Annotated in this window: 16 protein-coding genes; 10 read left to right on the forward strand and 6 right to left on the reverse strand. The window is 65.9% G+C overall.

Going from position 1 to position 26,482, the window contains the following annotated elements:
• Positions 1 to 62 precede the first annotated feature (62 nt).
• Positions 63 to 1,532 carry an APC family permease gene (locus tag QRN26_RS17990; RefSeq protein WP_285037778.1) on the forward strand — a complete coding sequence of 490 codons (1,470 nt, stop codon included), beginning with the start codon at positions 63 to 65 and terminating at the stop codon, positions 1,530 to 1,532.
• Complete coding sequence (locus QRN26_RS17995) at positions 1,529 to 3,127, forward strand: amidohydrolase (protein WP_285037779.1); 1,599 nt, start codon at positions 1,529 to 1,531, stop codon at positions 3,125 to 3,127. The genes QRN26_RS17990 and QRN26_RS17995 overlap by 4 nt, the downstream gene beginning before the upstream one ends.
• A 1,004-nt stretch (positions 3,128 to 4,131) precedes the next feature.
• Here the strand turns inward: QRN26_RS17995 and QRN26_RS18000 are convergent.
• From QRN26_RS18000 to QRN26_RS18015, 4 genes are all read right to left on the reverse strand, one after another.
• Positions 4,132 to 5,964, reverse strand: coding sequence for a hypothetical protein (locus QRN26_RS18000; protein ID WP_285037780.1), 1,833 nt, complete (start codon positions 5,962 to 5,964; stop codon positions 4,132 to 4,134).
• Between the two features lie 329 nt (positions 5,965 to 6,293).
• The gene (locus tag QRN26_RS18005; RefSeq protein ID WP_285037781.1) at positions 6,294 to 7,184 is read right to left on the reverse strand and encodes a MetQ/NlpA family ABC transporter substrate-binding protein; all 891 of its coding nucleotides are present in this window, start codon (positions 7,182 to 7,184) and stop codon (positions 6,294 to 6,296) included.
• A gap of 56 nt (positions 7,185 to 7,240) precedes the next feature.
• Positions 7,241 to 7,993: a methionine ABC transporter permease gene (locus tag QRN26_RS18010; RefSeq protein WP_285037782.1), complete on the reverse strand. Its 753-nt coding sequence runs from the start codon at positions 7,991 to 7,993 to the stop codon at positions 7,241 to 7,243.
• On the reverse strand, positions 7,990 to 8,994 hold the full coding sequence (locus QRN26_RS18015) for a methionine ABC transporter ATP-binding protein (RefSeq protein WP_285037783.1): 1,005 nt from the start codon (positions 8,992 to 8,994) through the stop codon (positions 7,990 to 7,992). Before QRN26_RS18015 ends, QRN26_RS18010 begins: the two co-directional genes overlap by 4 nt.
• Positions 8,995 to 9,287: 293 nt before the next feature.
• Between QRN26_RS18015 and QRN26_RS18020 the strand changes: the two genes are divergently transcribed.
• The 6 genes from QRN26_RS18020 to QRN26_RS18045 all read left to right on the forward strand — a co-directional run bounded on the left by QRN26_RS18020 (position 9,288) and on the right by QRN26_RS18045 (position 19,950).
• Positions 9,288 to 11,438, forward strand: a complete 2,151-nt coding sequence (locus tag QRN26_RS18020; protein WP_285037784.1) for a glycoside hydrolase family 36 protein — start codon at positions 9,288 to 9,290, stop codon at positions 11,436 to 11,438.
• A 78-nt stretch (positions 11,439 to 11,516) separates the two neighbouring features.
• The gene (locus tag QRN26_RS18025) at positions 11,517 to 12,830 is read left to right on the forward strand and encodes an ABC transporter substrate-binding protein (RefSeq protein WP_285037785.1); all 1,314 of its coding nucleotides are present in this window, start codon (positions 11,517 to 11,519) and stop codon (positions 12,828 to 12,830) included.
• A 131-nt stretch (positions 12,831 to 12,961) separates the two neighbouring features.
• Positions 12,962 to 13,897: a carbohydrate ABC transporter permease gene (locus QRN26_RS18030; RefSeq protein WP_285037786.1), complete on the forward strand. Its 936-nt coding sequence runs from the start codon at positions 12,962 to 12,964 to the stop codon at positions 13,895 to 13,897.
• On the forward strand, positions 13,894 to 14,787 hold the full coding sequence (locus QRN26_RS18035) for a carbohydrate ABC transporter permease (protein ID WP_285037787.1): 894 nt from the start codon (positions 13,894 to 13,896) through the stop codon (positions 14,785 to 14,787). Before QRN26_RS18030 ends, QRN26_RS18035 begins: the two co-directional genes overlap by 4 nt.
• A gap of 29 nt (positions 14,788 to 14,816) precedes the next feature.
• Complete coding sequence (locus QRN26_RS18040) at positions 14,817 to 15,833, forward strand: LacI family DNA-binding transcriptional regulator (protein ID WP_285037788.1); 1,017 nt, start codon at positions 14,817 to 14,819, stop codon at positions 15,831 to 15,833.
• Positions 15,834 to 15,951: 118 nt separating this feature from the next.
• Positions 15,952 to 19,950, forward strand: a complete 3,999-nt coding sequence (locus QRN26_RS18045) for an OmpL47-type beta-barrel domain-containing protein (RefSeq protein ID WP_285037789.1) — start codon at positions 15,952 to 15,954, stop codon at positions 19,948 to 19,950.
• A gap of 202 nt (positions 19,951 to 20,152) precedes the next feature.
• On the opposite strand, the gene QRN26_RS18050 is transcribed toward QRN26_RS18045, so the two are convergent.
• Positions 20,153 to 20,572: an Lrp/AsnC family transcriptional regulator gene (locus tag QRN26_RS18050; protein ID WP_285037790.1), complete on the reverse strand. Its 420-nt coding sequence runs from the start codon at positions 20,570 to 20,572 to the stop codon at positions 20,153 to 20,155.
• A 466-nt stretch (positions 20,573 to 21,038) separates the two neighbouring features.
• On the opposite strand from QRN26_RS18050, the gene QRN26_RS18055 reads away from it, so the two are divergent.
• Positions 21,039 to 23,093: an alpha/beta hydrolase-fold protein gene (locus tag QRN26_RS18055; protein WP_285037791.1), complete on the forward strand. Its 2,055-nt coding sequence runs from the start codon at positions 21,039 to 21,041 to the stop codon at positions 23,091 to 23,093.
• Between the two features lie 239 nt (positions 23,094 to 23,332).
• Positions 23,333 to 25,522 (forward strand): anaphase-promoting complex subunit 10 family protein, encoded by a 2,190-nt coding sequence (locus QRN26_RS18060; RefSeq protein ID WP_285037792.1) that lies wholly within the window; start codon positions 23,333 to 23,335, stop codon positions 25,520 to 25,522.
• Positions 25,523 to 25,790: 268 nt separating this feature from the next.
• Here the strand turns inward: QRN26_RS18060 and QRN26_RS18065 are convergent.
• The coding region (locus tag QRN26_RS18065) for a bile acid:sodium symporter (RefSeq protein WP_285037793.1) at positions 25,791 to 26,482 on the reverse strand (692 nt) is incomplete at its 5' end.

Here is a 26,482-nt window from a genome sequence, read left to right on the forward strand (position 1 = left end):
CTCGGACCACAATCCGGCAGAGACCGCTCAAGGGATGCCGCCGATCAGCGAAGGAGGCACTCATGAGTGTTCAGCAACTCGACGGTGAGACGACCGAGACGACAGGCCGTTTGAAACAGGCCGCTCTCGGCCCGTGGGGGGTCGTGTTCCTCGTGGTGTCGGCAGCCGCTCCACTCAGCGCGCTCGCCGGTATCGCTCCGCTCGCCGTCCTCATCGGCGGCATCTCAGCGCCGCTGGTGTACGTCGTCGCCGGGGCGTCCCTCGCAGTGTTCTCGGTCGGGTTCCTCTTCATGGCACGTCACCTCCGGGTGATGGGCGGCTTCTACACGTACATCTCGGTGGGACTGGGGAAGGTCATCGGCCTAGCATCGGGCTTCCTCGCGTGGATCTCCTACAACCTGCTCCAGATCGGGCTCTGGGGGTTGTTCGGACAGATGGCTGAGGCCATGTTGTCGACCATGTTCGGCGTCGCCGTACCCTGGTGGGCGCTCGCCCTCATCGGCGTCGGACTCGTCATGGCGCTCGCTTCCGCTGGCGTCGATGTCGGCGCCAAGGTGCTCGGCGTGTTCCTCGTCCTCGAGACGGTCCTACTCCTCGTCTTGGCGATCGCGATCCTCGGTCAACGGGCCGGTCAGCTGGAATTCGGCGTCCTCGCACCCGAGAACGTCTTCACACCGAACATGTTCGCCGTCCTCGGATTTGGCTTCGCCGCGTTTATGGGGTTCGAGTCCACGGTCCTGTACCGCAACGAGACCCGTGACCCGGACCGATCCATTCCTCGGGCGACCTACATCGCGGTGGCGTTCCTCGCGACGTTCTACGGTGCGACGCTGTGGGTCGTGACGCAGGCGTTCGGAGACTCCGCCGTCCAGGGAGTGATCGCCGAGGATCCTGCTGGATTCTTCTTCCGAGCCATGAGCGACTACGTCGGTCCGTGGGGCGTCACGGTGATGTTCGCTCTGATCGTCTCGAGCATCTTCGCCGGGCAACTCGCCTTCCACAACGCCATCAACCGCTACAGTTTCGCCCTGTCTCGCGACGGCATCCTCCCTCCGATGTTCTCCCGGACCAACCGACAGGGATCGCCGTGGCTCGCGAGCGTCGTCCAGAACGCGGTCGCCGTCCTCGTCGTGCTCGCCTTCGGTCTCGCCGGACTCGATCCGCTGCGTTCGCTCGTCATCCTCGTCAACTCGCCCGGCGTGTACGGCGTGATCAGCCTGCAGCTCCTGACCTCGGTCGCCGTGCTGATGTTCATCCTGCGGAACCGTCACATCGCGCGCCGCTGGTACGTGCTCCCGATGGTGGTGCTCTCACTCGTGATCATGGCCGTCCTGCTGGGCATCATGGTGGTGACGATCAACAGCCTCACGTCCGCCGGACCTGTCGTGAATACGATCATCCTCGCCGTCGTCCCGATGGTGCTCGTCGGCGGGTCGATCTACGGACTCGTGCTCCGGCGGCATCGACCTGAGATCTACGCGCGCATCGGCGGCACGGAGGGTGTCGCCGTGACCGGGGGTGCGCAGCGATGAGCGCAGACTTCGCTATCTTCGGAAACGTCGTCACGATGGTCGGTCCATCCGACGTCGCCGAGGGCGTCGCTGTCCGCGACGGACGCATCGTCGCGGTCGGCAGCCGCGACGTGATCATGAGCCATGTCGGCCAGGACACGAGCGTGCTGGAGCTCCACGACTCCACGGTCCTGCCGGGATTCGTCGACAGCCACATCCATCCGGTGTTCGGCCTCGGCCTCGCTCGCGGCGCAGACCTCAACGGATGCGACTCCCTGGACGATGTCCGGCAACGGTTGTTCGCGGAACTCGACACCCTCCGCGCCGACGAGTGGCTGCTGGGATGGGGGCTCGACCCGAACGTGTTCGGAGACGGCTCCGTCGACAACTCGGTCCTCGACGAGGTCGCCGGCGAGCGTCCGGTCTTCATCCGGTTCTTCGACGCGCACGCCGCCCTCGCATCGACGGCCGCGATGCGGATCGCGCAGTGCGACGGGACGGAGACGTTCGACGACGGATCACGTGTGGTGACCGACGCAGAAGGGCGCCCGACCGGGTATCTCCTGGAGGTCAACGCGTTCACGCTCGTCGAGCGGCATGTGCCGGAGCAGACGTTCGACGAGCGGGTCGAACGTCTGTACGCGTTGCTCAGGCAGATGGCCGAAGCCGGCTTCACCGCGGGTCAGGTCCAGGATCTCGCCCCGGAGACGGAAGACCTCCTCCGGGCCATCGAAGCCGCCAGGGAACTTCCGATCCGACTGCGCATGTCGCCGTGGTTCTACCCCGGAACGGCCGTCGAGGAGGTCGAGCGTCTGCAGGCGTTGCAGGGCGTCGGGGGACGACGCTGGATCGTCCAGGGCGTCAAGCTCATGATCGACGGCACGATCGACAACGGCACCGCCTGGCTCCATGAGCCGGACTGCCATGGCGAGTCCACCGCGTCTCTATGGCTCGCGCCGGAGGGGTACCGGGAGGCCATGGTCGAACTCGATCGGCGCGCCATCCCCACCACCACGCACGCGATCGGAGACGCCGGGATCGACTACGTCGTGGACGTGATCGCCTCGCTCCCACGCGGCAGTGCGACGCACCGCATCGAACACATCGAGACGATGACCGACGAGACCCTGGCGGCGTTCATCGCCTCCGGGGCTACGGCGAGTATGCAGCCGACGCACTGCACGCTCTATACGAAGGCCGACGGCACCGACAATTGGTCGCGGAGGCTGGGCTCGGATCGGACGGCGCGGGGGTTCCGGATGCACGACCTGGTCGCCGGCGGTGTCCCGTTGGCGCTCGGTTCGGACTGGCCGGTGGCTCCGAGTGACGCGGTCGGCATCCTCGCCGACGCGCAGCTCCGTCGGCCCCACGATCGCCCGGATGTCGTTCCGATCCAGCCCGATCAGGCTCTGTCGGCGGATGAAGCCCTCCGAGGATTCACCGTCGAGCCGCACCGGACGATCGGCCAGGAGGGTGGGATGATCGTCGTCGGCGCGCCGGCAGACCTCACCGTCCTCGACCAGGACCCTCGGACCGCTGACCCGACGACCCTTGGTGATGCCAGGGTCGTCATGACCCTCGTCGCCGGGCAGGTCGTCGTTCAACCGGAGCGCTAGCTCCATTCGTCACAGGCTATCCGCGTACATGAGTTTGACCAGCCGACGCGTGATGGGCACCGTGACTTAGTTCCAGTAGATGCAGCGGCCCCAGGCACACCAGGTAGTCGGCGCTCCCTGAGTCCTCTGCCTGTCCGCGTTCCGTTGATTGCACTGTGACACCTGCCGCGGTGCGGCGCGGCCACCTGGACAGTTGTGAGGACGGCTGCCGGGTGCTGCGGGCCTTCTCTGATGCTCGATTTTGCTGATCGCAGAGAGCGGACCGCTCTAAAGCTCCAGACCTCCGCCGGACGCGGACGGATGCATCGGACGAGCGTCGCGGTGGGTGTCGTCTGAGCGCGGTCGGAGGACTCTTCTCGGGAGCTTCCGAGCCAACCAGGTTAGCCGCCCCCTCGAATCCAGCGGCAGCGCGTTTTCGGAACGCTCGGGTACGCCCGACTCCTGTGTCCGTTGGCGACTTGCGCGGAGCTCCCGAAGGTACCCCGCGGCTGGGTCCTCGTCCGGAGTCCAGTCGATGAGACGGGGTGGCTCTCGCCAGCTCGAAGCTGAGGTCGACGGCGCGGTTTCTGGGCTCGCACGCACGGCATCTGCCGCAGCTTCGTGAACCTCGTCCAACGGGAGGTACGAGTCCGGACGCCATAGCGGCCCGCCGGTCTGCGAGAGAACTTGGTCAATGCTCTCCAGTTGTTCATCCATCGTGGCGTCGTGCCCGTGCCATTTGCCTGCCAATGCGTAGAACGTGTCGAGCCATGAGTCGGGGTCGTGGCTGTTTGCGTAGTCCGACGCCCCGGTGAAGCGGAGGAGCAGATCCATCTGTGCTTCTGCGATTCTGCGTTGCACATCGGCCTCCGGCCGGGGGTCATCGCCGTGAACGTCCTCGAAGTTGTCGAACACCTCGTCAGAGTCCGGCTCTGGGATTCGGAATCGTAGCCCGCGCCGATACGTCTCCACCCACTCTTGCTGGTCCTGCCCGAGGTCGGACGCGGGGTCCTTCTGTTCGCCGCTCATCCTGCGACCGTCTCGCTCGAGTTGGTCATGCTGGATCGACGCCGCCTGACACCGCGAACGACGAATGGCGAGGCTCCGAGCAGAATCGTGCCGGCGGCGCCGGCGGCGCCGGCGGCGAGCGTGGCGCCGTCGAAGCCGGTGCTCGCGAGCGCCTGCCCTGGGCGGTCGACGAAACGCGTCTGCTCACCCTCCTGTCCACAGACACCTTCGCTGAGGAGCACCTGCTTCGTGTCATCGGCGTAGGTGCGTTCGATCCAGTTGACCCCGGTGCCCATGTCGCGGTTGGCGGTGAAGGTCGGTCCGGGGACATCGGTGCGGCCGTTGACCAGGATCGGCGCCGATTCCGGCAGGTATTCGGTCGTTGCATCGCAAACGGGCTGGCCGTCGGTGATGCGGTAGGCCGTAAAGGTCTGCACGGCGGTGTCGGGGTAGAGAGAGGCATCTTCGTGGTGGGCGGTGTCGCCGTACTGCTCGCCCTCCGTCACTGAAGGCACGGCTTTCGTCGTGACGCGCGGGATGGCCGTGGTCTCGTCGGGCAGCCCGAACGCGTCGTGCCACGGTCCCTGCAGGACTGGCTTGGTGGTGTCGGACTGCTTGTCGAGGTCGAGTGACCAGACCGCCGTGATCGGCCCGCCGACTTCTTCGGGCCGGGGGAAGCTGGCTTCCATGACGTCGCCGACCTCGTCGCAAGTGGCTGTGGCCGTGCCAAGTACGGGCCGGTCTGCAGGGACATCGGGGAGGCTGTCCTCGCCGGGGAGCTTGGCGTAGATCGCGACGTCCCAGATGACTTCGACACCGTCGCCGTCCCGGTTGCGCCTCCAGTTGGTGCTCGTGCTGTCGGGGGAGAGTTCGCAGGTTGCGTGGTCGATGATGGCGCCGCCGACTGGGACGAGCGTCTGCTGCATCTCGCTCGTCACGATCGGCTGGAACGTCGTCGAGGAGGTCGTGCTGGCTGCGGATGCGAACGGGAGGGGGGAGTGGTTGTCGCTGCCGCGGGCGAGGCGCTGCTGGCCTGGCGTCTCGTACATCCACGTCTCGGAGGCGTATCCGCCGGGAGTGGTCCAGGAGCCGTCGGCGTGGATGTCGTAGTCAGCGATGCCGTCGACAGGGTCACCGGTGATCTCGATGCGAGACCCGTTGCCGACGGCGACCGAGGTTGCACCGGTCCCGGTCTCGTGCGCGCCGGTGAAGGCGAGCGTGCCGGTCGCGGTGGCGGGATCGACGGCGACGTCGATGTATCCGGTTGTGCTGTCAGCCATGACGATGGTCGTGGTCGCGAAGTTTGCGCCTGCCGCTGTGGCCCAGTTCTCGCCAGCCCAGGTCCAGATGGTGTTGAAGGCCGCCGTCACAGCGGCGTCGTGCCCGTCGGCTTTCTGGCCGATGTAGTGGACGGCACCCTCGTAGCCAGGGTGGTTCTGAGAGGTGAAGGCGTACACGAACGCGGCGACGGCTGCCGCGGTGTCGTTGTCGGTCGTCTGCCCGAACCGGGACAAGCCTGCGTTCAGGATCGCGAGCTCGGTGCCGCCGACGTCGCGGGTGCCGGGTATCGCGCCGATGCCGCCGACGAGGCCTCCACCGCTCGTCGCACCGGAGGGCCAGTCAGCTTGCACGTCGATGCAGTAGGCGAAGGATCCGTCGGGGGTGACGTAGTTAACGAGCTGGCCCCAGCCATAACCGGTGATCGCTCGAGGCGCGGCTGGGCGGCTGTCGGTTTCGATCGTCGAGGCTGCCATGGATGAGGTGGAGGCGCTTGCTGAGAGGGCTGGGAGGGAGAGGGCGGAAGCGAGCAGGAGTGATGCGCCGGTTGCGCGAACGATGCGGCGGCTCATGCGGCGTCCTCCGATCGGACGCGGCGTCGTCGGCTCCGGATGGTGAGGGCCGCACCTCAGGCAATTGCCCGAAGCCCGCCCATGATGCCGGCGACCAGCAGATCCTCATTCGCACCCGTAGCCGCGAGCCGTGGCGAGCTGTCGGGCACAGCGATGGACCAGCGTGGACTTCCGTACGTGCCGGTTCCCCGAGTGGATCCTGGTCATTTACGGCGGTCGGTGCCGTCGTGTTGTCCCGAGGCCCGATGCGAACGCATGTGAGGCAGCGCCATAACCGTGATCACGACCATGCTGGCCGGACACGCCGAGCGCCGGCCCGGCCACAGACCTCACTTGCCGTCGAGGGGGAGGAGGATGCCCTTGACGGTCGGGTCCGTGGCAAGGAACTCCTGCACCGCGGGGTCCCGGAACGCCTGGATCAGCTTCTTGATGTTCTCCGTGTCCTTGTACTTCGTGCCGATCGTGAGCTGGCCGGCGAAGTCGTCGGGCGCCTGCGGTGCATAGATCTGCTGCTCGATCGGAATGTTCGCTGCGAGGTAGTACTCGGTGTAGCCGACGGCCGCATCGAGGTCGGGTAGCGCACGCGACTGCGCGGCGAAGTCGAGCAGCGTGAACGTGAGGTTCTTCGGATTCGACTCGATGTCGTCCTGCGTCGCGGTCCCCGGTTCCGTACCGGCCTTAAAGGTGATGAGCCCAGCGCTCTGCAGCAACCAGAGCCCTTGCGCTTCGTTCGCCGGGTCGGAGTACAGCGAGATGGTGCCGCCGTCGGGAATCTCGCTGACATCGCCGTACTTGTCGCTCCAGAGACCGAAGCCCCAACGGAACACCGGGATCGCCGCCTCCTCCTCAAAGTCGGGGTTGGCTTCCAACACCTGGCCGAGCCAGAGCTTGTGCTGGTAGACGGTCGCCGCGACCTCACCATCGTTCACGGCGCGGTTGATCGTGTTGCTGTCGGAAAGGCCTTTGAACTCGACCGTGATGCCGTACTTCGGGGCGACCTCCTTCGCGACGAAGTTCACGAGCGCCTGCTCGGACGCGTTGCCCTCAGCCGTTGCGACGTACAGGGTCGCGCCCTCCTGCTCGTTGGCGGATGCGGAGGGGAGGAGCTGCGGGACGACGATGATCGATGCGATGCCGAGGGCGACAACGGCGCCGCCCGCGATCCAAGGCCAACGGCGCTTCTTCTTCAGCTCGAAGCCGAGCTCGGTGTCTGAGGACATGGTGATTCCTTTCGATGGAAGACGAGTGTGTGTGCGGGTGAAGAAACGGTGCGAGGTCAGACCGAGACAGGTCGCGGCGTGCGGCGGACCCCGGTTGGGGAGGACTTCGCGGCGCTGGGCGTCGTGGCGCGGACAAGGGCGTCGCCTCCGAGCTGGACGAGTGCCACGGTGGCCACGAGAATGACAATCGTGGCGAGCATCACCGTGTTGTCGAAGCGCTGGTAGCCATAGGTGACCGCGACGTAGCCGATGCCACCGGCGCCGATCGTGCCGGCGATCGCGGAGTACTCGATCATTGCGATGGTGTTGATCGTCAGTCCGCCGATGATCTGCGGGACCGCTTCACTCAACTGCGCGCTCCTGATGACCTGCAGTCGAGAAGCCCCCGACGCGCGGGCTACGCGGGTCAGCGCGATCGGCACGCTGCGCAGAGAGTTCTCCACGATCCGCGTGAAGAATGCGACCCCGGCGATCGACATCGGCACGACGGCCGCGGCGATCCCGATGTTGGTTCCCGTGAGTAACCGGGTGAACGGCATGATCGCCGCCATGAGGATGAGGAACGGCAGCGACCGGCCAATGCTGATGACCCAGCTGAGCGCCTGATGGGCGACTCGGTTCTCGAAGAGACCGCCGGGGGCCAGGTTGTGCACCGCAGCGCCGAGCGGGATGCCGACGACGACGACGATCGCCATGACGATCCCCACCATGATGAGTGTTTCACCGAGCGCCGGGAAGACGAGTGCCGGGATGTCGGCGATTGGCACCTGGTTGCCGGTGTGGAGCGCGCCAGCGGTGATGGTACTCATGCGACGAGGTCCTGCACGCTCAGCGGTACGACCGAGCGGATCGACAGACCGAGGCGGGTCGCTGCGGCCGTGATGCGGGGCTCGTCAGTCGAAGCCAGCGCGATCGTCGCGTGTCCGACGGCCTGGCCGTCGATCGTCTCGATCGCCGCACCGAGGAGCGAGACCGGCCCGACCGCGTCGGACAGACGCGTCACCCAGTCAGTGGGCACATCGGCCGAGGCGTAGGAGACGATCCACTCCGTGAGTCCGGGGGCAGGGATGGCCGATGGCCGCACGGGATTCAGTGCGAGTCCCAGCGGCGAGGTCGGGTCGCGCAGGAGGTCGACGAGCCGTCCGGACTCGACGATGTGCCCGTGGTCGAGCCGGGCGACCGAGTCGGCGACCTGTCGCACGGTCTCCATCTCGTGCGTGATGAAGAGGATCGACAGCCCGAGGTCGTCTCGCAATTCCTTGAGGAGCGACGTGATCGCGGTGGTGGCAGCAGGGTCGAGCCCCGAGGTCGCCTCGTCCGAGAGCAGGACCGACGGTCTGAGTGCCAGTGCGCGGGCGATGCCGACGCGCTGACGTTGGCCACCGGACAGCTGATGCGGATAGGCCTTCGCGCGATCTGCGAGGCCGACACGGTCGAGGAGCTCAGCGACCCGCTGCTTCGTCTCGGCCTTCGTGGCGCCCAGGTATTCGAGTGGGAGGGCGACGTTCTGCGCGGCGGTGCGTCGGCTGAACAGTCCGTCAGATTGGAAGACCGTTCCAATCCGGCGGCGTGCCGCGCGGAGCTGCTCCTCCGAGAGCTGCGACAGGGTTTCACCGTTTACGACGACCGAACCCGAAGACGGCCGCTCGAGCAGGTTCACGCAGGCGGCGAGGGTGCTCTTGCCTGCTCCGCTTGGACCGACGACGGCGAAGATCTCGCGTGCCTCGACCGAGAAGTCGAGTCGGTCGAGGACGGTCACGGCGTGATCGCCGTCACCGTAGACCTTGGTGAGCTGTTCGAGTCGGATCATGCGCATGAGCATGGACGATCGCGCTCGAGCGTCGCGGCGGCTGCGTCGTACGGCGTCACACAGGACGACACACGCGTTCACAAATATCTGTACTTGGTCCATAAAAGAGGAGTCGTGTACCCGGACCTCTCCCTGCGCTTCGACGTAGTGGCTTGATAGCGATTTCTCACGATTTGCGTACCACGGCGTCCTTCCCCGGTATTGAAGGAAACTTTCTCTTGCGATTGACCTTGATACCGCTATCATGAAAGCGCACGGACATCGGAGTCGCGTGTTGAGAGCAGGAGTACGCCGTGGTTTTTTCGCTCACCGAGAGCTCAGCAGCACCCACCCCGGAAACGCGGAGCATCGACTGGAACGCCGGTCGACTCCGCGTCACCATCGAGGTGCCCGAGGACGGCGCGCCCCACCTCCGTCGCATCGTCGCGACGGACGGCCCGGCGCTGGACTTCCCGACAGCCCTACCGCTCGTCGACGTCATCCTGGTGTCGACCGGGCACAGCCCGGCGAGCAACCGCCTGGTCCACGGTTCCGTGGGCGACTCCCTCCGGTACATCGGACATGAGCTGCAGAGCGACTCGGCCGGAGAGTCCCTGCTGGTGCACTGCTCGGCCGGCTTCGACGGTCTCCGGCTGACGGCCTCCTACTTCGTTGCGCGGGGGACCACCGTGATCCGGAGTACGACGCAGCTCGAGAACACCGACATCGATGCCGAGTTCGTCGTCCGATGCCTGCCCAGCTGGTCTGGCTATCTCGGACACCCGAGCGGTGCCGAAGCGGACCCTCGGTCATGGCACCTCATCAGCGGGGTGAATGACTGGCTGGCTGAGGGGCGCTGGGAACGGCGCCCCCTCGACGGCTTCCTCCTTCCCGACCTCGCGGCGGCGCTCACCGGACACAATCCGCGCGGTTCGATCTCGGTCACGTCGGACGGCACCTGGTCGACCGGGGCGAACCTTCCGGTCGGCGTCGTTGAGTCGGCGACGTTCGGTGCTGCTTGGGGCTGGCAGATCGAGCACAACGGTGCGTGGCGATGGGAGCTGGGCGAGGACGACGCCGACGTGTATCTTGCGCTCTCTGGCCCCACCGACATCGACCATCAGTTCACCCGTGTGCTGCGCGCGGGGGAGCGGTTCGAATCCGTCCCGGTCGCGGTCGCGTTCGGAGCCGACGTCGAAGCAGTCATCGGTGAGCTCACCCGCTACCGCCGGGCCGTCCGTCGGGACCATGTCGACAACACGGCGATGCCCATCATCTACAACGACTACATGAACACGCTGAACGGTGATCCCTCGACGGAGCTCCTCCTGCCATTGATCGCCGCAGCGGCTGAGGTGGGCGCGGAGATCTTCTGTATCGACGCCGGCTGGTATGACGACGGTGGCGACTGGTGGAACTCCGTGGGCGACTGGACACCGTCGCAGGTCCGGTTCCCGGGCGGGTTCGAGGAGGTCGTCGACGCGATCACGGACGCCGGGATGGTCGTTGGTCTCTGGCTCGAGCCGGAAGTGATCGGGGTGCACAGCCCGGCTGCAGCCCGCTTGCCTCGGGATGCCTTCCTCTCACGCCACGGGCAGCGCATCGTCGAACACGAGCGGTACCTGCTGGACCTGCGTCACCCGGCGGCCCGAGCGCACCTCGACGAGGTCGTCGAGCGATTGGTCGGCCGATACGGCGTCGGTTATTTCAAACTCGACTACAACGTCACGCCCGGTGCCGGTCCCGACCGCTACGCGGACAGCGTCGGTTCCGGCCTCCTCGAGGTGAACCGCGCACACCTCGCGTGGCTCGACTCGGTCCTCGACCGTCACCCGGGTCTCGTGCTCGAGAACTGCGCTTCCGGAGCGATGCGCAGTGACTTCGCCATCCTGTCGCGGCTGCAGGTGCAGTCGACGTCGGACCAGCAGGACCCACAGCTGTATCCACCGATCGCCGCCTCCGCGCCGATGGTCATGCTTCCGGAGCAGGCGGCCAGCTGGGCCTACCCGCAGCCGGAGATGGATGAAGAAGCTGCTGCCTCCGCTCTCATCACCGGCCTGCTCGGGCGCTTCTTCCTCTCCGGCTACCTCAACCGGATGTCGAATCAGCAGCTTGCCGTCGTCGCTGAGGCCGTCACGGTCGCGAAGGAGCTGCGAGCGCACATCCGCACGGCGATTCCGGCATGGCCGCTGGGCCTTCCCGGATGGGACGACCCGGTGGTCGCGCTCGCACTCGTCGCGGACCGACGCACCGTCGTCGGGATCTGGGATCGACAGGGCGACTCCGTTGTCCAGCTGCACCTGCCCCGACACGTCGGTCGACCGATCGCCGTCTCCACCGTCTTCCCTTCGGGCCTGCCCGCCTGGGAGCACCACTGGAATCCGGACACCGGAATCCTGAGCATCACCAATGCCTCACCTGGGCCGGCAGCCCGCCTGATCTCCGTCGGCCCGGCATCGGACTGACCCCCATCTCCTCCCCGGAGGCACCAAAACACAACTAGCCTCAACCCCGAGGCGCCTGAAGAAAAGGTTGGACGTTCAATGAAGAATTCCTGGAAGGCCGTCGTCGCGACGGCCGCAGTCGCAGCGGTCGCACTGACCGGCTGCTCGGACCCCTCCGCCGGTGGCGGCTCTGACGCGCCTGCGTCGTGGCCTGCGCAGGACACCAAGCTCGACGGCACCACCCTAACCATCTGGGCCGCGCAGAACTCGAACAAGACGCCGGAGAGCGTCATCAAGGGGTTCGAGAAGCTCACCGGAGCGAAGGTCGACGTCGTCACGATCCCCGACCCGTACGAACAGGGGATCCAGACCAAGGTAGCGACCGGCGACAAGCCGGACCTCGCCTTCTGGCAGCCGACCGCCTCGCAGCTCACCGCACTGAACGCGAAGACGAACCTGCAGTCGCTGGACGGCGCTCCGTGGGTCGAGAACTACGACGCGAACTTCGGCGACCTCACCGGGCTCCTCGACAACACCCGGTACGCGGCGCTCGTCTCGAGCCCGGCGGTCGAGGGCGTCTACTACAACAAGGAGGTGCTCGCGAAGGCCGGCGTCACGGAGACGCCGAAGAGCTTCGAGGAGCTCGTCGAGCTCGGCCGCGGGTTGAAGTCGCAGGGCGTGACACCGTTCTACGAGATGGGTGATCCCGGGTGGTCCACGCAGTGGTGGGTCCAAGTGCAGCTCGCCGACGCCGCCGCCGACGGTCTCTGGGACCGCGTCAACGCGAACGAGGAGAAGTTCACCGATCCCACCATCCAGGGAGCGGTCGACACCTACCAGGGGCTGATCGAGGAGGGCCTGTTCAACGAGAACATCAAGACCTCGACCTTCGAAGATCAGGGCGACGCCCTCCTCGCCGGTGACGCGGCCATGGTCGTGCAGGTCAACTCCTTCTTCAACCAGTTGCAGGCGAAGGCGGACACCGCTGAGCTCAACGACAAGATCGGCTTCTTCCCGATCTCGCCGAAGGGCAACGTCGGCACCTTCATCCCCGACCAGAGCAACGCCCTAGTCGCCTTCAAGACCGGCGACGAGAAGCGCGAGGCGGCGGCACGTCAGTTCCTCAGCTACTGGCTCGGCGACGGCTACCAGGACTTCATCGACACCCAGTCGACGCCGTCACTGCTGAAGGGGGCCACCACGCCCGACACGGTTCCGCAGGCACTCCTCGACGTTCACGCATCGATCAAGGACTCCGTCGGTTCCATGCAGGCGCAAGCCGTCGCCAACCCCGACTTCTGGATCAATCTCACCAACATGATCCAGGGCACCATGACCGCCACCGAAGTGACGCAGGCCACCCAGGAGCAGTTCGAGGAGCTCGCCAAGGCCCAGGGCGTCTCCGGCTTCTAGCCCACAGCGGTCAGGGTGGCGATCGAGATCGCCACCTCCCTCAGCCGCCGGGTCCGAGACACCCCCCAAGTCTCGGGCCCGGCTCCCAACCCGTACCACTGCTCCGCATCGGCGCGAAGGAACCACAGATCATGGCAACGACAACGTCCATCCTCCCGAAGCCCCGGCCGGTGAGACTCGATCCGCGCGGGGCGACGGCGCGGCAGAAGCAGGACCATCCTGCATGGTTCATCGCCCCGGCATTGCTGGTCCTCGTCGTGTTCTTCTTCGTCCCGACGATCTTCAACTTCGTCTACGCGTTCACCGATTGGTCGAGCTTCAAGTCCGAGATCAACTTCGTCGGGTTCTCCAACGTGCAGGACCTCCTTTCGAACGGCACACTGCTGCGCGACCTTCGCATCACGCTCGTCTACGCACTGCTCGTCGCCCTGTTCCAGAACCTCTTCGGCCTCATCCTCGCCCTCCTGCTCGAGCGTGACACCCGCGTCAACCGGATCGCGCGCGTCGCCTTCTTCGTCCCCGTCGTGATGTCGGCACTCGCGGTCGGCTACGTGTTCCAGGCGCTGTTGAAGCCCGAGGGCGGCCTCAACCAGGTGCTCAGCGCCCTCACCGGCACGTCGGTGACGACGGCCTGGCTCGGCGACACCACCTGGACGATCGTCGTCGTCGCCCTCATCCACTCCTGGAAGTGGATGGGGCTGTCGATGCTCATCTACCTGGCAGGGCTCAAGACCATCAACGAAGATCTCAAGGAGGCGGCTCGCCTCGACGGCGCGGGCTGGTGGACGACGTTCCGCACCATCGTCTTCCCCCTCCTCGCACCGGCCGTCACCTTCAACGTCGCGACCTCGCTCCTCGGATCCATGAACGGCTTCGACATCGTCCAGGCGACCACGGGTGGTGGGCCGGGCGGGAGCACCGAGCTGCTGAACATCTTCGTGTTCCGCACCTTCGGGCAGGGGCTCTTCGCTCAAGCGACCACCATGAGCCTCGCGCTCTTCCTCATGGTCGCGATCCTCGCCTTCCCCGTCATCCGGTTCCTCCGCAAGAGAGAAGACGTCCTGTGAGCACCCTCACCACCAGTCGCGCGAACGCGTCCGCCACAACCTCCTCGCGGCCCGTCCGTCGGCCAGTGCACCGGTCATGGAAGCACCTCGTCCAACCCGTCGTCGCCCTGACGGCAGTCGTCACGCTCCTGGGCGTCCCGTTCTATCTGGTGATCATCACCGCCGGGAAGTCACAGGAGGAGGCGTTCGACCCCAACCTGGTGCCGCCGACGAACTGGCAGCTGTTCGAGAACTTCGGGCAGGTGTTCACCCAGGGGAACATGGCGCCGGCGTTCTTCGGGAGCCTGCTCATCATGGTGCCCGCGGTGGTCGGCGTGCTGCTCCTGGGAGCGATGGCGTCGTGGGTCCTCGCGCGCCGCTCCAGCCGGGTCATGGCGATCGTCTACGCCCTCGCGATCAGCGGCATCGTCCTTCCACCCGCGGTCGTCACCGTCGTCCTACTGCTGCGTCAGATCGGCTTGGCCGGCACCGCCGTCGGCATGATCGGCGTCTATATGGGCATGTACCTGTCGACCGTCATCTTCTTCGTCACCGGGTTCGTCCGCACCATCCCGGTCGAACTGGAGGAAGCCGCGCGCGTCGACGGTGTCGGGCCGTTCGGGGTGTTCTTCCGGATCATCTTCCCGCTGCTCGGACCGACCCTGGCGACGGCGACGATCCTGATCTGCCTCTACATCTGGAACGACGTCTTCTACGCCCTCTTCGTGGTCGGCGGACGGCTCGACACCTTGCCGCTCAACCTCTACGAGGTCGCGAGCGCGGGGCTGTATCTGCAGAACTGGCACCTGATCTTCGCCTACATCATCCTGATGAGCCTGCCGTTGCTGATCACCTTCGTGGTGATGCAGCGCAAGATCATCTCGGGCATCACCAGCGGAGCCGTAAAGTAAGGGACCGTGACGTCTTGGGGGTTCGTAGCGTGAGTGCAGGTGAAGACGGTCGTGGACGCGCGATCGTCATCGGTGACGTCGCCCGTCTCGCCGGGGTCTCCGTGCCGACCGTGTCCAGGGTGCTCACCGGAGCGGCTCGGGTGAGCGACGAGAAACGCGAGCGGGTCGAGCGGGCGATCAAGACGCTCAACTTCCGGCCCAGCGCCGCGGCGCGCGCGCTCGTTGCACGGCAGCCCAAGATGATCGCCGTGTTCGCCGGGGATACGTCCCGCTACGGGTATGCGGAGACCATCCGCGGCGTCGAGGAGAGCGCTCGCAACAGCGGCTACCTCGTCTCGATCACCAAGGTGGAGGACAACGCCGAGGATCGCCTCGACGACGCCGTCGACCTGGTCCTCGGGCAGAGCATCGCCGGGATCATCGTCCTCAAGTTCGACCCGGCAGGTGTCGCCGTGCTGAAGCGGCTGCCTGAGGACATCCACACCGTCTCCATCTCAGGCGTGCGCGAGAAGGGGGTCCCGCAGGCCCTGCTCTCGGAGTCCGCGGCTGCACAGAAGCTCATCGCCCATCTGCTCGACCTCGGCCACGAAACCGTCCACCACGTGCGGATCCCGCCCTCGCGTCGCGAGGACGGCCGGACCACCGGTTGGCGGAACGCCCTCAAACTGCGCGGCGCATTGATCCCGCCGGTCATCGATGCCGGATGGGAGCCGGCGAGCGGTCGGAGCATCGGGACGGAGCTCGCGGCTCGCCCCGACGTCACAGCCGTCTTCTGCGGCAACGACGAGATCGCGATGGGCGTCATCCGAGGGCTGGCGGACGGTGGACGCCGGGTGCCGCACGACGTCAGCGTGGTCGGCTTCGACGACCATCCTCTCGCTGAGATGTGGGTGCCCGCACTCACCACCGTGCGACAGGACTTCGCAGAACTCGGCTCGCGCGCCTTCGGTCAACTGCTGTCGCTGATCCAAGGAAGGCCGACGGCGTCGATCACCACGGTCGAACCACAGGTGGTCGTGCGCGAGAGTTCAGGCCCGAGAGCCTGACGTCGCTGCTCCGGACCACCGGTCCTGGTCTTTTGCTCTTGATACCGTTATCATGATAACGCTATCAATTTGAGCCGTGCTTTCCATCGCGGCCCCACCTCAACGAAAGCAGCTCTCAATGAAGAAAGCTCTCCTCTCGCTGGCGACCCTCGCGGCAGTCGTCGGCGGAGTCATCACCGTCCCGCCCGCCGCAGCCCCGGCCGCCGCAGCCGCGGCGGGCTCCGAAACCCTCGCCGTCGACTTCTCGAGTACGACCGGCGCGTTCCGTGGCGGAGCCAGCGGCACGCTGTACGGCCTCGGCGACGAGGGAGCGCCCACTCAGGCCCTCATCAACGGTGCGCACATCACCAACACCTCGCAGAAGGCGCCGTTCGGCACGCAGCACCCCAGCGGCGACGCCTTGAAGATCGAGGACGGGTTCTTCGCCAAGAACGGCAAAGACCTGGACATCTATGTGCAGGACTACTACCCCGATTGGGCCTACAACGGTGGTCGGCGTCCCGGCGACGACCGCACCTACGACCAGGCGACGGGCACCTACGTCGACGGCGGGAACGGCGTATGGGATTACCTCGAAGTCGTCGAGATCGTCACCGAAGCCGTCGCCACGCAGTCCTCCTACCCGGAGCGGTACGTGTTCATCCCCTTCAACGAACCGGACGCCGGTAACTGGTACGGCGACGGCAACGTCTTCGGCCAGTACTTCATGGCCGACTGGAAGGCCGCGTACGACAAGATCCACGAGGTCTACGCGCGCCATGGACTGGCTGACCCGGTCATCGGCGGCCCCGGTGATGCCGCCTGGCGTGCCGAACGCACAGCGGTCTGGCTCGACTACGTGAAGGCGACCGACACCATCCCGGAGTTCATGATCTGGCACGAACTCGGGATCGACAACCTCGCCACCTACCGGTCGCACTATGCCGAATACCGGCAGATGGAGCAGGCGCGGGGGATCGCACCGCTGCAGATCAACATCACCGAGTACGGCCTGCTGCGTGACATGAGCGTGCCGGGCCAGCTCATCCAGTGGTTCTCGATGTTCGAGGACACGAAGGTCGACGCGCAGACCGCCTACTGGAACTACGCGGGCAACCTCTCCGACAACTCCGCGCGCACGAGCGCGGCGAACGCCGGCTGGTGGATGTTCAAGTGGTACGGCGATCTCGCCGGGAGTCAGACCGTCGCGGTGACGCCGCCGCAGCTGAACGTCGCCGACACGCTCCAGGGCATCGGCGCCGTCGATACCGTGAACGCTCGCGCGACCGTGCTCTACGGCGGTTCGTCAGCATCGACCGTGTCACTCGACCTGTCGGGCCTCGACCCGCAGGTGTTCGGCGCGAACGTCGACGTCGAGGTCCGCGAGGCTCCGCTGACCGGAGCCGAAGGGCTCTCCGCGACCCCTCGGGTCGTCAGCGTCTCCGAAGGTGTCGCCTTGTCGGACGGATCGCTCGCGCTCGACGTCCCGAACTACGACCGGTACGCCGGCTACCAGGTGGTCGTCACGCCAGAGCAGGACCGGACCCTCGTGAACGACCCGGTCTGGTCGACGAGCATCGAGGCCGAGGCAACGCAGCTCACCTGGGCACAGACCTACGAGCAGAGCCCGACAGACAAGGGCGGGTGGAACTTCCTGGCCTCCGGCTCACGCGACGTCGGATCCTTCAACAACGTGAACGCGAAGTCGGAGTGGACCGTCGAGGTCCCGCGAGACGGGAAGTACCGCTTCCAGGTCATCGGGGCGACCCCAGGAACCCCGGGGCGCCACGTGCTCTTCGTGGATGGAACCAAGTCGACCATCGTGCAGTACACAGCCGACCTCGCGCTGAACGACACGAGCCGCTGGAAGTACCGGGGAAGCGCTGAAGTCGTCATCGACCTCACGGCCGGTTCCCACGTGTTGTCACTTCGGGCAAGCGAGAACGGCACCAGCGTTCTGGCGAACTCCGACATCACGCTCGACAAGTACACCCTGACCGATGTCACGGCGGGAGAGCCCACCACCTATCCGAGCAGTGTCATGCGTCTGGCAGGAGGAGCTCAGCTCTCCTACGCCGTGGACGGTGCAGAGGGAGCGGCCGCTCTCGCGGGGGACGGACGTGCCGACGTGTACGCCACCGCATGGGACTCCGGCTACTACGATGTCGCCGTGCATTATGCGAGCGAAGCCGCCACGGCGGTGACGATCGACGTGAACGGTCGACGCGTCGCCGACATCGCTGCCGACGCCGCAGGTGACTGGATCTCCACGGCTCGTCTGCATCTGTCGCAGGGCATCAACGAGATCGAGATCCGCTCTGCCGACGGTGCGCTCGTGAAGGAGGTCCGCACCACGCGGTTCACCGAGGCCGACAGTGCAGCGGTGCGAGTCGAGGCCGAGGCGGGAACGGTCGCCGGTGCAGCACGGAAGAACCCGATCGCAGCGTCCACGGGCACGAACGCCTCGGGTGGGACGAACGTCGACTTTGTGGGCAACGGTGCTGGCAACACGCTCACCGTTCCGCGAGCTGCCGGCTTCGACCAGCCAGGGCTGTACGACATCGTCGTCGGGTACTCGAACGCGGAGTTGGCCGGAAGTCACGACTACAACCCGCAGGTCGTAGACCGCCGCCTGCAGGTGAACGAGTCCGGGTCGGACGCGAGTGCCGAAGCCTACTTCCGCTACACCTACTCGTGGAACAGTTTCTGGGAGCGCACCATCCCGATCGAGCTCGCCACGGGCGACGGCGCACTCACCTTCGGAAACGCGTCGGCCTACGCACCGAACCTCGACTACTTCGTGATCGCTCCCGCGGTCGTCGGAACGCCGAGCACGGTGTCGGCGGTCAACGTGGCCCCGGCGATCAGCGCGGAAACCGCGCCGGCTCCCAACGCCGCCGGTTGGAACACGGGAGCGGTGACGGTCCTCGCGACTGCCACCGATGACTCCGGTACCGCTCCGACACTGAGCTACAGCGTGGACGGCGCCGCAGTGGAGTCGTCGCCGCAGGGGGTGCAGGTCGCAGGCGACGGCACCCACGCGGTGACGATCGTCGCGACCGACGCGGCCGGCGGCTCGTCGACCCAGGTGGTCACCGTGTCGATCGACGGCGCAAAGCCGGTGGTAACGGCCGTCGTCGACGCCGTAGCCCGGACCGTGTCCGCCTCCGCGGCTGACATCACCTCGGGTGTCGCAAGCCTGGAGTTCAGCCTCGACGGTGGCGCGAGCTGGACCCCCTACGCTTCGCCCGTCGCGGCCGCTGCCGAGCGGACCGAGGTGTGGACCCGAGCGACCGACGTCGCCGGGAACGTGTCGACGCCCTCCTCGGTCATCGTCGACGCGGTATCCGCCGGAGCGGTCGCGACCATCGTGGCGACCACCGATCCGGGGGCCGGCGGCTGGTACCGGCAGAACGTGCTGTTGCAGCTCGCAGTGCCATCCGGTGTCACCGCCAAGATCCAGTACCGCGTCGCGGGTGGAGCCTGGAAGACCTACTCGAGGTCGATCTCGCTGGGCACGACGGGTGAGACCCTCGTCGACCACCGTCTGATCCGCGACGCAGTCGTGGTCCCGGGCTCTGACGGGACGACCACGGTGCGTATCGACAAGACGACGCCCAAGTCCACGGTGCTGTCGACGCCGACGACGCGGGCGGGAACGCCACGAAACCCGGTCAGCTTCCAGCTGTCCGCGACGGATGCGCACTCGGGCGTGCAGCGCCTCGAGTATCGGATCGGCACCGGCCCGTGGACGGAGGTGACCGGTCCTGTGATCTTCGGTCAGGTGGGTGACTCGGTCGTCACCTACCGTGCGATCGACGCGGCCGGGAACACGGAGGCCGAGCGGTCCGTGACCGTGCGTATCGCCGCCGACCCGCCGACCAAGGTATCGGTCACCAGCAAACAGGTGGCGGCCGGCCAGTTCGTGACGGTGACCGTCTCCGGCTATGAGCGTTGGGACTTCCTGTCACTCACGCTCGGAGACGTGCGGATCGGGCAGGTGTACACCGACGTCAACGGCGCAGCGAGAATCACCCTCAAGATTCCGGCCGACACTCCAGGAGGGTCGTTCGGTCTCGTCGCAACCGGTGAAGCAGGGATCCTGACCGCGACGGTGCCACTCACGGTCACCCGGTAGTCACCACGAGAGCGGCGAGGCTCGGCCGATCTGGGCCGGTGTCTCGCCGCAGTCGCGGTCGCCAGGTGTGAGCTCGTCGGAGCAGGGTGGCAGTCCGATCACGGTTCAGCGTCGTCTTCTCACGCCGAGGGTTGAGTTGATGGTCGCATCAGCAGCCGGTCTCCCGCGCAGCCCGGCTGCCGCGCAGACGCCGTCGGACGTGCTAGAGACGCTCGAAAACCACGGACGTCCGGGTCCGCTCTACTCGAGGGGAGGATCGGATGGCCTCGACGGCTGCCGATATCGCGCCTACCGAGTCGGCTTGCATGAGGAGGACGGCATCTGCGGCTCCGGCTATCGAAGCGGCGAATACCACGGTGGGGCTGGCCGCGAGCAGGCTGCGGAGCTCATCAGTGCTCACATTTCCCCGGCAGAAGACTTCGACGAGGGCTTCCGTGCCGATCGGACCCTGGCTGGAGGAGGTCACCACCGTGAATCCTGTGATGATCCCCCGGGCCTTGAGTGACTCGATTCGTCTCTTGACCGCCGACGCCGCCACTCCGAGTTTTCGTGCGATTGATGCGGATGAGGCACGGCCGTCCTGCCGCAAGAAGTTCAACAGTTTCTCGTCCAACGCGTCCATGTGTTGATCGTAGAGCGATCCGACCGATGGTGGCTGTTTCATGTGATGTTTCGCTCATGCAAGGGTCCTGGGGTGGCACTTTCGCCCTCTCAACCGTGCGATTTGTTGCTTGGCAATACGCCCGAAACGTCCCATTTCTATCCTTCATCTTGACTTGCCGACGCCAAACATTGGAGAAGCTGTGAGCATTTCTTACAAGAGCCGAAGACCTCGTTTCAGCGGAACGCGGAAGCCGGGCCGAGTCGGCCTCGTCAGCCTCCTCATGGTCGGGGTTGGTGTTCCGCTCGTCGGTGGGGGAGCCGCATTCGGTGCCGAGGCTGCCACACCTGAAGTCGTCGTCTCCGTCGCGGGGGACCTTCTCGAGCAGAACGTCGACGGACGACTCGTCGTGATCTTTGCTCCGCAAGGAGCCGACCCGCTCTGGAACACCGAGGCCTCGGGCCCGAACGCGTCCTTCGGTATCGACGTGAGCGACTTCGGGGAGGACAGCTCGGCCTCGTTCAGCGGAGACGACCTTGCGGAGGCGGGATCAGTCGTCGACGGCTTCCCGTACCGCAGCCTCGGCGAGTTGCCGCCGAGCCGGTATCGAGTTCAAGCGTTCCTCACGCCCTACGAGTCCGCGACGAGAGCCGACGGATCCACCGTCAGCCTTCGGTTCCCGTGCGGGGACGGATCCCCGAAATTGGACGGTGCCGGAAGTCTCAGGTCAGAGATCCTGGATGTCGACCTGACGAACGGTCCCCAGTCACTCGATCTGGTGCTCTCCGTCCAGAACGGTCCTGCTTCACCGTCCGGCCCTGAATCAGGCGGGTGCCAGCAGGGGAATTTTGGCGACACGGACACGTTCAAGCACGTCAAGGTCCGGAGCGCCGTGCTCAGTGAGTTCTGGAACCGGGACATGTACATTGGCGCGAATGTCCTCCTTCCCGCTGGCTACAACGCTGCGGACAGCACCACACGTTACCCGGTCGTGTTCTCACAGAGCCACTGGCCAGGTCCAGGCGGCGCTTTCGGCTACCCGGATTGGGACGACTTCCAGCGTTCCTGGGATGCCGGAGTGATCGCCGACTCCGACGGTGCTCCACGCGAGATCCCGAAGATGATTCTCGTGACGTTGCGTCACGAGGCTCCGTTCTACGACGATTCCTACGCGGTCAACTCGGCGAACCTCGGTCCGTGGGGCGATGCGATCAACGACGAGCTCCTCCCGTACCTCGACGCATCCTTCAACACCATTGCTGAGCCGTACGCACGTATCCAAGAGGGCGGGTCCACCGGCGGGTGGATCGCTGTAGCGAACACCGTCTTCCGACCGGACCTGTACGGGTCGACCTTCTCGTACTATCCCGACTCGCTCGACTTCAATCAGCACCAGGACATCGACCTCTACGCTGGCGCCAATGCCTATACGAGGCCGGACGGTTCGAAGATCGGCTCCGTTCGCAGCTTCCCCGGCGGTGTCGAGCAGGTGCTCACGACGGTCGAGCAGGAGAACCAGTGGGAGCTCGTGTTCGGGACATCCTCCCGGTCCAACCTCCAGTGGGACATCTGGAACGCTGTCTTCGGAGTGCAAGGCCTGAACGGTTACCCATTGGAACCGTGGGACAAGGTGACGGGTGAGATCTACCCCGACGCGGTGAAGTACTGGAAATCCATGGACATGTCCGAGTACCTCACGCAGAACTGGTCAACGGAGAGGAACCTGGGCGCCGCACTCGATGGCCGACTCCACATTTCGGTCGGCGAACAGGACAACTACTACCTCGACGGCGGCGTCATCGAATTCCAGAAGACCGTCGCAGGTCTTGGCGGGTCGGATTGGGCCGAGATATCCGTTCTGCCAGGCGTCGGACACGGCGGCTTCTACAACAACACCGATATCTGGAGCTATCTCGATCGTATGCACGCTTGGGTGGCCGCGCATGCGCCCGACGGGCCAACGCCGTTGATCTCGACCGACATCGCCGACTCAGGTCGCGGGAACTCCTTCGAAGAGGTCCTGCGCGTGGGAGGGCACTCGGCCGCACTCGAGCGCCAGGCGCACCCGGCGATCACATCGGAGTCGTCACGCTCCCTGACCGGTTCGGTCGGCTCATGGGACCCGGGCGTCGCACTGACCTCGCAGTGGGTCGTCGATGGGATCCCCGTGCCTGCGGAGAGCGACCTGCTCGGCTCCGTGCCGGCGCTGGTACTCGCTCCTTCGGACGATCAGCGAACCGTCCAGCTCCAAGTGACCGGTCGGAAACGAGGGTATGAGACGGAGTCTCGGCTGAGCAACGCGGTCATCGTGCCTGCGAGCGAGGGGCCGTCCGTGCCGACACCCGCTCCGGTGCCGTCCGAAACGAGCGTGCCCGGCGTAGGCGTCCCCGACAGCAGCGACCAGCACGGCGGTTCTTTGCCAACGACCGGCGTGGCGATTCCCCTCTGGCTCGCAGTCCTGGCCGGTATGAGCGTGGCCTCCGGCGTCGTCACGCTGATCATGCGTCGACGGATCACTCGGACGATTGAGACACCCGCGTGATCGGTGCACCGCACCGCCGCGGGTATCGCCTCCTCAGAGGGGGACGGAGAACGCCCCTCGCCGCATCACCATCCACGCCCGCGGCTTCTCACCGTGCAGTGATCCCTGTACCGCAGCCTCCACAGCCTCCAGTTCCGCATGTTCATGTACACCGAAATGGGAGAACCATGACCAAATACTCACGCAATGGTCCAGACGGACCCGCCCGACTCCAACGCACCCTGACCACACTCGGCCTGATGGCAGTAGGGCTCGTCGTCGTGCCTCTCCTGGTCGGGGGGAGCGCGTCGGCACAGGAGTTGCACGACCGGCCCCTGATCGGGAACACCGTGGACGGCCCGGATCGATCTCCAGTCGCTCCGATCGACGACCACGTCGTCCCGATCGACACCGGATCACCGAGCCCAGCAATCGGCGTCTCCGCGGTGTCCAGGAGCGCCGCCGACGCCGACTTCGTGGACGTCGACATTCCGCTGCGCGCCGACATCGTGACTCATCAGGTGACCATCGCGTTGGTCGCTCCGGAGGGCACGACTCCATCGTTCGCAAAAGAAGATGCCAGCCGCGCCCTGGAGCTCGTGGACCGGTTCTACAACCGGGAGACCGGCGGGGCTGTCCGTTTCGAGCTGGAGCGTTTGATCGACTGGCAGGTCATCGATGAACCGATCGGGTGCAGCAACACCGGCGGACTCCACGACTGGATCATTCGCAAGCTCGGCTGGGAACCAGGACCCGCGCGACACCTGGTCGCGATGGTCCCGCCCGGAGACCCCTGCCCGATCTGGGCGAATGGTGAACAGCCCGGGGATCCTGACGATGGCGGGCGAACCTTCCAGGGCGGCCCCGACGCGATCCTGCTCGCCCACGAGCTCGGGCACAATCTGTCCCTGAACCACGCTTCGAGCGTCCAGTGTGCAAGCGGCTGGGACGATGGCGGACAAAGCAATGCCCCGGACTGCCCTCGGAGTGAGTACGGCAACCTCACTGACGTCATGGGTGACTCGTGGACGTTCACACCGCTATCGGCACCGACCCTCGCTCGTCTGGGGACGCTCTCTGCAACCCGACAACCAAGCTGCGGTGAACCACGCACGACGGAGATCGACTCCCTCGGCGCCGGCCCCGGCGCACCTCGAGTGCTGACCTGGGCGGACCCGCAGAACAGTGCTGCGCTCTATTGGCTGCAGTACAACGACAAGGCCGACGCGCGATCGGATGGCGGCGAGTACAGCAGCCCTTGGGAAACTCCTCGAACCATCTCCGGCGTTCAGATCCTTCGCTCCAGCGTCGACCGTCCTGGTGGCGACCTCCTGGAGCGCCCGGGCGACTCGAGCGTCGGGAACGAGTTCATACTCGCCGGTGAGACGGTCGCCCTCAACTCCGGCATGAACGTTCGCGTCGATGAGATCGACGAGGAACATCACCGGGCAACCGTCACCGTCACCGTCCCCTGCCAGCAGTACCTCGGCGACATCGCCCCGCTCGCAGCGCGTACCGCGTCGTACACCGCCGATCAGACCTCGGTCGACTCGACAGTCGACGGCAGCGCCGACACGTTCTGGAGCTCATGGCCGAAGATCGGGCAACAGTGGATCGGCCTCCAGTGGCCCGAAGTCGTGACGATCGACAGCTTGTCCGTCCGATTCGCAAGCGACTCCACCGACGATGCACGCCAGGGACTCATCCCACCCCGTGCCTGGACGATTCAGCGTCTCGACGAAGCCACCGGCAGCTGGCTAGATGTCGGCTCGACCAACACCGAACTACCTGGTCGGGAACGAGACGTATCGAACACCGTCAGGATTCCTCCACTGACCACTTCCGCGATTCGCGTGGCGTTCGACGCATGGGGAGACTGGGAGTACGGTGGCTCATCGGGCGTCTCCGAACTGAACGTAAACGGCATCGCCCATCCCGTCTCGATGATCCCCGGGGGGGATCGGAGAACGCTACTCACGTCTACTCCGGCGGACCTCGATCAAGGAGTCAGCATCCTGGACGCCACAGGGAATGCAATTCCCAATCGGGAAGTCACGTTTGAGCTCTCCGGGCCAGCAACCTTCTCCGACGGATCCATGAGTGAAACGGTGGCCTCAGGGACGGACGGCGCAGCACCCCTACCTCCGATCATCACGAGCGAAACGTCCGGAGCGGTCGAAGTCCTCGCAAGCTCGCCAGCAATGTCCTCTGTCTCCTTGGCCGGCGCTGAGGTAGTCGCTGCGTCAACCCCGACCCTAGGCTCAGGCCCTGCCCCAGGCCCAGGGCCTGGGGCAGAGGTCCCCAGCCTCAAGGCAGACGTCCCGGAGCGTGAAGGGTTGGCTACATCGGGAACCGATGCCCCAGTCCCGGCCTTCATTGCAGCATTGCTAATTGCGAGTGGTCTCGCTGTTCTCGGATGTCGGCGAATTTCGAGGTCTTTCGCCGGTTAAACGAAGGGTAGTTCCGATAGCAGGGCTAGCCGCGATCGCGGCGTATGGTCCGAACGATCGATCCGAAACAACGTGACTGCCAGCGAGAGTAGAACCCCCGCTGCACTTGCAGCGGGGGTTCTTGTCACGGGCGGTCTGCTCGAGCAGTGAGTCGCGACGGCTGCCGTTTGACCGCTCCCAGCGGCTTGTGCCGCATGCGGATGACCCCAGCGGATTGCGCAAGTATCAGCGCTCTCGGCGCCTGAGTTACTCACAGGTGGCGGCCGGGTCAGCGGACCGATTTTCGGTCCTGAACCAGCCGCGGTACGAGCCGCACGAACACGACCATGCCGATGAGCTCGACGAGCGTTTGCGTGACGATCACCACGGGCGCGAGCGCCAGTGACGCGGGCAGTGCGAGTGCGAGCGGGAGGACGACGAGGCTGTTGCGAGTGGCACCGCTGAACACCAGGGCTCGGGTTGCCGGGATGTCGAGGCGGAACAGGCGCCCGGCGCCCGTGCCGACGAACGCCATGATGACGAGGAACGCCCCGTACACCGGCATGAGCACGAGCAACTGCAACGCCGCGGTGCTCACGGCTCCCGCTTGGGAGGCCGCGACGGTGAAGAGCGTGGCGACCATCAGTGGCACCATGAGCGCCACCATGGTGCGCTCGATCCCGCGCCCGATGCGGTGCCGCTTGGCAAGCCGCTGCGTCACGGCGGCCGTGCTCAGGGGTAGTGCGATGAGCAGCAGGAACGCGCGCACGAACGGGCCGAGCTCGACGGCCGCGACACCGCTGGGACCGATGAACAGCAGCAGGTAGACCGGCAGCAGCAGGATCTGCGCGAGCATCAGTAGCGGAGCCACCGCGAGTAGGCGCTCGGCGGCTCCTCCGGCGAGGCCGGCGAACACGATCACGTAGTCGATGCACGGCGTCAGCAGCACCAACAGCACCCCGAACAGCAGCGCCGGTTGAT

The sequence above is a fragment of the Plantibacter sp. ME-Dv--P-095 genome, from assembly GCF_030209365.1.
Lineage (GTDB): Bacteria > Actinomycetota > Actinomycetes > Actinomycetales > Microbacteriaceae > Plantibacter.